Here is a 6,330-nt window from a genome sequence, read left to right as displayed (position 1 = left end):
AATCCGTGCTCACGATCGTCTGAAATCTCTGCTCACGATCCCCTGAAATCCGTGCTCACGATCCCGCGAAACATGCAACCATCGGCACTGAAGTATCCGAACTTGAGTTCACCTGCTGACGGATCGTAGTAGGCGTTGCGGTCGCAGAACGCCTGCGGTCGAATCCTGAGCTTTGGATAAGCTTGGCCGGGCTTGGCACGGAAGCCCCAGCACGGATCGCGGCCAAGCGCCCGCCGGAAGGCATAGTAGGTGGACGCACAGACGGCGTAGACCATTTGTTGCCGGAACATGGGGTCGGACGGCGAGGGGACTCGTCCGCTCTCCATCAGGATGCGAGGATTGTCCAAGTCCACCGGCTCGTTGGACTGCCCGGTCGTTTGGTCCCAATCGACCACTTCCAGGATGCTGCCCACTGGACCCGAGCTCAATTGTTCGAATGGGACGTTTATCGTAGCCACTGCGCCATCCAGGCGACTTGCCGTTGGATCGAGTGTGTAGATTCTAAGCGGCCGAAAGATCGGATCGTGGTGCGCCCGTTGGTACGGCTGCACTGAGGCAGTGGCCAAAAAAACCGGATCCACAACAAAGTAGTTGGCCGATGCAGCCAGATCGCCCTGTACCTTGTGGCTTTCAGAGCGAGACGCCACATCAGGCTTCAGGGTGTCATGCAGGGTCGGCTTCGTCGTGTTGTCCACAAAACGACTCCCCGGCACAAATCAACTGGTAAGGCCCGATCATGCGTGAGTGTCGGGCCAAATAAACTGTTTCATCTGATAGACGATCAGTAGTCCTTTCCTTGACCGTCTATTTCACTCCCGTGTCACCCAATAGCTATTTTGCAAGCGATTGCGTCTTCGGCCTTTGAGGCGCACACCGGCATGAACCGAACTGTTATCCATGCAGTACGCAGCCGTACGCAGAAAAAACGGCGCGTGTATTTTACAACGTGATCCGTCGCCGGTGTGTGTGCTGGTTCACGCTGCAAGCATGGTGTGACTCAATCGGCGTATTTCAGCACGCTTCTCTACAAATCGGCCCATTCCAGCGCGTCCAGGCGCAGCAATGGGATCGTCCTCTTCGACGACAGACTGATCGACTACAGATGCCTATCGAATTGCGCGATCGCAGCCGCGGTATTGGCCGAGATCGGCGAGGTCGAGCCCGGACTGGTAAATCGTCCCGCGGATCGCCCTTGCTGATGTTCTGGGTACAATCGAATTTTGTCTTCGCGTCCTGCAATTTTGCCCTGCGACAATCCGTATAGCTTAGCTCAAATTTCAACCATAGGGTAGCCATTTCCGCGAGGACAACTTGTCGCGCAGCAGTAGTCGCTTGCCTGACAGAACTCTTGGTCGAACGATACGGTCAGGCTGCGCGCGTCATCGCATCACTCAGAGACATATGGTCGCTGTTCCCTTGCGGCGCGCAACTTGACATGCAGTAAAATTACTGCATTTTGATCCGGGTGGACGACGACCAGCTCGACAATGTCTTCAAGGCGCTCGGCGATCCCGTGCGTCGCCGCATCCTTGATCGCTTGGCGAAGCGTCCCGCGCAGTCCTTGTTTGAGATCTGCGCTTCGTCGGTCGCAGAGGATGGCAGAAGCCTGTCGCGACAAACGATCTCGCAGCACCTCGACATGCTGGAGAGGGCTGGGCTTGTCCAGACGCATTGGAGCGGGCGCACCAAGATGCATACTCTCGACACTGCGCCTCTGCGGAAAGCCGCCGACGCCTGGCTCAACAAGCATCTGAAAAAAGGGAGTGGAACATGAGGATCTATGTCATGAGCGTCTTCGTTGACGATCAGGCCAAAGCCCTGGATTTCTACACGGAGAAGCTGGGTTTCATCGTGAAGCACGATATCCCGCTTGGCGGCGATCATCGCTGGCTGACTGTTGTGTCGAAGGAGGCACCGGAAGGAACGGAGCTCCTGCTTGAGCCGAGTGAGCACCCCGCCGTTGGGCCATACAAATCTGCGCTTGTGAACGATGGGATTCCTGCAGCGTCCTTCAAAGTGGATGATCTCGAAAAAGAGTTCGAGAGATTGCGCGACCTCGGTGTCGAATTCACGGTACAGCCGATGGATGCTGGCCCCGTCAGAATGGCTGTCTTTGACGACACATGCGGCAATCTCGTTCAGCTCGTCGAAATGCTCGAAGGAAGGTGAGGGCGGCAACGTCAACGGCGCGGCCGCACATATCGGCTACGGGTCAGAAGCGGCGAAGCCTAGCCGCATGTCATATCGATTCTGAAACAGGAGGCGACCTTGCAAAGGGAAGGTTCCGATGCTGCGATGAAGCCGCCTCCTTTGGTGCGCGTGAAGGAACCTTCACTACAGCTCCAATGTTACACTCACCCGAGCGCGCGAGACGCATAGCATCAGCCGGTCCTGCCGCTTCGACGTCGGCAACACCTTGTCGCGATGCAGGACAATGCCGTCGCGATAGCCACATTCGCAGGAGCCGCAGACGCCCATCTCGCAGGACGACGGCAGCGGGAAATCATGCTCGCGCAGCACATCGAGCAACGACTTATCCGCAGGCACCAGAATCCGCTGCCCGGTGGACGCCACGGTGGCCTCGAACGGCTCGGGCTTGAAGTTCTCATCCACCGTCATCTGAAAATGTTCGCAGTGAATCTGCTCCTCGGACCATTCCGACAGCGACGACTGCACAGCATCAAGCAGCCGTTGCGGCCCACAGATGTAGACGTGGGTGCTGGGACTGTGTGGACCGATCACTGCCGGATCGAACCGTTCGCCGTGTTTGGAGAACCAGCATTGCAGATCATCGCCGCAGACCTGCACCAGTTCAGCGAGCAGCGGCGCCTCGGACGGCGACCTCGCACAATAGTGGAGCGTAAATGCCTTGCCCCACTGCTTCAGGCTGCGCGCCATCGCCAGCAACGGCGTGATGCCGATCCCGCCCGCAATCAGGACATAGCGTTCGCCGTCCGACGTTAGAGGAAGATTGTTGCGCGGCGCGGAGATGTGGACTTCGCAGCCCTCTCTCAGTGTCTGGTGCGCCCACACCGAGCCGCCACGGCCGTTCGCCTCCCGTTTGATGGCGATCTCGTAGCGCGCGGTGTCGGCTGGATCGCCACACAAGGAGTATCGCCGCACGCGCCCGTCGGGCAGGCGCATGTCGACATGGGCACCCGCGCTCCATTCAGGCAGAGCCGGCCGCAGGGGATGAACGAGCTTCAGGTGAACAACGTCCGGTGTCGAGAAGCTCAGATTCTCAACACGCAGCTTCATGATCAAACGTGCTGTCATGGGCTTAACAACTCGATCTTGTCGCCTGGGTGGATGATGCCGCCACGCTCGATGCCACAGTTCAGTCCGGAGCGATTGTAGAGCGGGAGGAAGACCGGCAGACCCAAAAGCTCTTCCAGGTACTTGCACGGAAAGTTCAGCCGCCCGCCGCGCAGGATCACGTCGCCGACGCGAAAACGCCGCCCGACGAGATGGTTCAGCGGCACGCCCTTCACTGTCAGATTGCGGCGGTGGTCGCGCGGCTCCAGCGTGATCGGCGCCTGCTGCAAGGGAGGATCGTTGCGGGAGATAGCATCCAGCGCTTCCTGCTCGATCAGCGTGAGCTCGCGTACATCAGGCTTCGGCGAATAGGTGCCGAGACCGTTATAGTAACGGTCGCCAACGATCCCCCGTCCCGCCACGCATTCCGCCTCGGCAAGCTCCTCCATCTCGTAGCTGGCGCTTGGCGCGATGTGGATGTGCAGCAGGACGCCGCGCCACTGCGTGGCGCCGCCGTCTTTGGTGACGGCGACCGAACCTGCGGGATGCGCGAACGCCTCGATCATCTTCGGCGGCGGCCGCCCTGGCGAACGCATGTTCATGGCTTATCCTTTGGTGCGTAGCGCAATGGCTTCGACTTCCACTAACGCATCCTTCGGTAGCCGCGCGACCTCGATGGTCGAACGCGCCGGCGGCGCATAGCTGAGGAACTCGGCGTAGATCCCGTTCATCACGGCGAAGTCGTCCATGTTCTTCAGGAACACCGTGGTCTTGACGACGCTCTCGAAGGAAGCGCCGCCTGCTTCCAGCACCGCGGACAAATTGGCCAGCGACTGGCGTGTCTGCTGTTCGATGCCCTCCGGAATCGTCCCGCTTGCAGGATCGATCGGAAGCTGCCCGGACGCAAACACGAGTTGGTCGGTCCGCACGGCCTGCGAATACGGACCGGCCGCGGGCGCGGCCTTGTCGGTGCTGACGAGGAATTTGGTAGTCATGTGGTCTTCGCTTTCTTTTTCTGACGTTCGAGTCGAGGTCTATCCCGCGAGAAATTCCTCGCGGTTCATGTTGGCTTTGCGTGCGCGCTGATACTCGATGATGCGCGCGGTTTCGCTGGCGACGGCTTCACCCAGCATGCGCTGGATGATGTGCAGCGTGGTGTCGATGCAGAGCGACACGCCTCCGCCCGTCACCACCGCACCGCTGTCGACGATGGGAGCCTCCTGCGCATCGATCTGCGGATACGTGCTGCGCATCCGCCCGAGCGGTGATACCTCCGGTGGCGCGATCGCGCGTTTCGTGGTGGCGGCGATGCCGTCGAGCACGCCGCTGGCCGCGAGGATCATGCCGCCCGTACAGACGGAGGCCACCTGCGTCGAGGCATGGACGCGCCGGATGTAGTCCAGGGTTGTCTCCGACACGGCCTGCTGCTCCCATCCCGGACCGCCGGTCACGATGACGACATCGCACACCGGCGCATCGTCGATGCCGAACTGCGCGATGACGTCGAGACCATTGGACAGGCGGACGATACCCGCCTTCGGCGCGATGGTGCAGATGCGGATGCGAGGAACGATCCGGCGTGCCATGGACAGCACGCCGAAGGTTGCGAGATCAATCGGCTCGACGCCGTCGTAGATGAAGATTCCAAACAGCATGGAGCTTTTCCGCTTCAGCCGATAGTGTCATCCTTGGTTTCCCGCGCGGCAAAGGCCGCCCACAGCGTCAGGATGGCGATGCCGATCATCATCACCGAGACGCCCGCGGTGCCGCCGAAGTAACCGACCAGCGCCGTAGCGATGATCGGCGAGAATCCGCCGCCGATGGCGGCCGCCGCCTGAAATCCGAACGAAGCGCCGCTGTAGCGAACCCGCGGCCCGAACAGTTCGGGAAAGTAGGTGGATTCCAGTCCGAACATCATGCCGTGCCCGAAATTCATGGCGATGATGATGGCCAGCGTCACCGTGGCGACGCTCTTGGTTTCCAGCATCCAGAACAGGGGAAACGCGAAAGCGATGGTGAACAGTGCGCCCAGGATGAAGAACACGCGGCGACCGATCTTGTCCGACAGCCAGCCGAACAGAGGCAGCGTGATCAGCTCGAACAATGCGGCATACATCACCGCATCGAGCATCATCTGCTTGGGCAGCGCCAGTGTCGTTGTGGCGTACACGACCACGAACACCGTGAGCATATAGACCCAGGACACTTCGGACAGCTTCAGGCCGACGGCGATGAGGAACGTCCTGAAGTTTTTGCCGAGAGCCTCGCCGAACGGATTCTTCGAGAACGAGTCGGTGGCCTTCATCTTCTCGAAGACCGGTGTCTCCGGAACCCGCGAGCGGATGAACGTACCGAGCGCGAGCAGAAGGACGCTGGCCAGGAACGGAATGCGCCAGCCCCACGCCTGGAAGTCGGCCTCGGGAAGCTTCGTCGCCAGCGCAAACACCAGCGTCGCCAGCACCAGGCCGATGGGAAAACCGATCTGCACGAAGCTGCCGTAGAAGCCGCGCTTGTCGGCGGGCGAATGCTCGATGACCATCAGCGAGGCGCCGCCCCACTCACCGCCAAGGCCGATGCCTTGAATGATGCGCAGCAGGATCAGGAGGATGGGGGCGAGCACACCGATGGAGGCGTAGTTCGGCAGTAACCCGATGCAGAACGTGCTGAGGCCCATGATGAACATCGTGAGCACGAGCATCGACTTGCGCCCCATCCGGTCGCCGAAGTGCCCGAACAGCGCGCCGCCTAGCGGGCGGGCCACAAAGCCGACGGCGTAAGTGCCGAGCGCGGCAAGCGTTCCCGTCAGCGGATCAATGGTCGGAAAGAACGTCTTATTAAACACGAGCGCCGCAGCGGTCGCATAGATCAGGAAGTCATACCACTCAATGATGGTGCCGACGCTGCTCGCAATCACGATCGATCGCATCTTGGAGCCAGCCGTTCGGGCGTCAGATATGGTCGCAGCAATGCTCATTTCCAACTCCTCAAAAAACCCCGGGGAACACAGTTCCCGTTTATGAGAGATTTTTCTAAAGTAGTGGATGCAAGCGGTGTGCCGGAATTCCTCCGCCGAAA

General features: G+C 60.2%; 8 protein-coding genes. 2 read left to right on the top strand and 6 right to left on the bottom strand.

Annotated features, from left to right (window positions below; genetic code table 11):
• Window positions 1-32: 32 nt before the first annotated feature.
• On the bottom strand, window positions 33-695 hold the full coding sequence (locus AAFX91_RS10920) for a hypothetical protein (RefSeq protein WP_394566444.1): 663 nt from the start codon (window positions 693-695) through the stop codon (window positions 33-35).
• Between the two features lie 770 nt (window positions 696-1,465).
• Between AAFX91_RS10920 and AAFX91_RS10915 the strand changes: the two genes are divergently transcribed.
• Both AAFX91_RS10915 and AAFX91_RS10910 read left to right on the top strand, forming a co-directional pair.
• A complete protein-coding gene (locus AAFX91_RS10915) occupies window positions 1,466-1,774 on the top strand; it encodes an ArsR/SmtB family transcription factor (RefSeq protein WP_394566443.1) in 309 nt (102 codons plus the stop codon).
• On the top strand, window positions 1,771-2,169 hold the full coding sequence (locus AAFX91_RS10910) for a VOC family protein (protein WP_282527069.1): 399 nt from the start codon (window positions 1,771-1,773) through the stop codon (window positions 2,167-2,169). Before AAFX91_RS10915 ends, AAFX91_RS10910 begins: the two co-directional genes overlap by 4 nt.
• Window positions 2,170-2,334: 165 nt before the next feature.
• On the opposite strand, the gene AAFX91_RS10905 is transcribed toward AAFX91_RS10910, so the two are convergent.
• Genes AAFX91_RS10905 through AAFX91_RS10885 form a run of 5 tightly spaced genes read right to left on the bottom strand, consistent with a single transcriptional unit; the run spans window position 2,335 to window position 6,229 of the window.
• Complete coding sequence (locus tag AAFX91_RS10905; RefSeq protein ID WP_394566442.1) at window positions 2,335-3,276, bottom strand: PDR/VanB family oxidoreductase; 942 nt, start codon at window positions 3,274-3,276, stop codon at window positions 2,335-2,337.
• A complete protein-coding gene (locus AAFX91_RS10900) occupies window positions 3,273-3,821 on the bottom strand; it encodes an MOSC domain-containing protein (protein ID WP_207234584.1) in 549 nt (182 codons plus the stop codon). Before AAFX91_RS10900 ends, AAFX91_RS10905 begins: the two co-directional genes overlap by 4 nt.
• 39 nt (window positions 3,822-3,860) lie before the next feature.
• Window positions 3,861-4,250, bottom strand: a complete 390-nt coding sequence (locus tag AAFX91_RS10895; protein WP_394566441.1) for a RidA family protein — start codon at window positions 4,248-4,250, stop codon at window positions 3,861-3,863.
• A gap of 39 nt (window positions 4,251-4,289) precedes the next feature.
• A complete protein-coding gene (locus AAFX91_RS10890) occupies window positions 4,290-4,910 on the bottom strand; it encodes a DJ-1/PfpI family protein (RefSeq protein WP_130581737.1) in 621 nt (206 codons plus the stop codon).
• A 14-nt stretch (window positions 4,911-4,924) separates the two neighbouring features.
• Window positions 4,925-6,229, bottom strand: coding sequence for an MFS transporter (locus AAFX91_RS10885; RefSeq protein WP_282527072.1), 1,305 nt, complete (start codon window positions 6,227-6,229; stop codon window positions 4,925-4,927).
• Window positions 6,230-6,330: the final 101 nt, after the last annotated feature.

It is taken from the genome of Bradyrhizobium sp. 31Argb (assembly GCF_043638955.1).
GTDB lineage: Bacteria > Pseudomonadota > Alphaproteobacteria > Rhizobiales > Xanthobacteraceae > Bradyrhizobium.
This window is presented reverse-complemented; position numbering and strand designations above follow the sequence as displayed.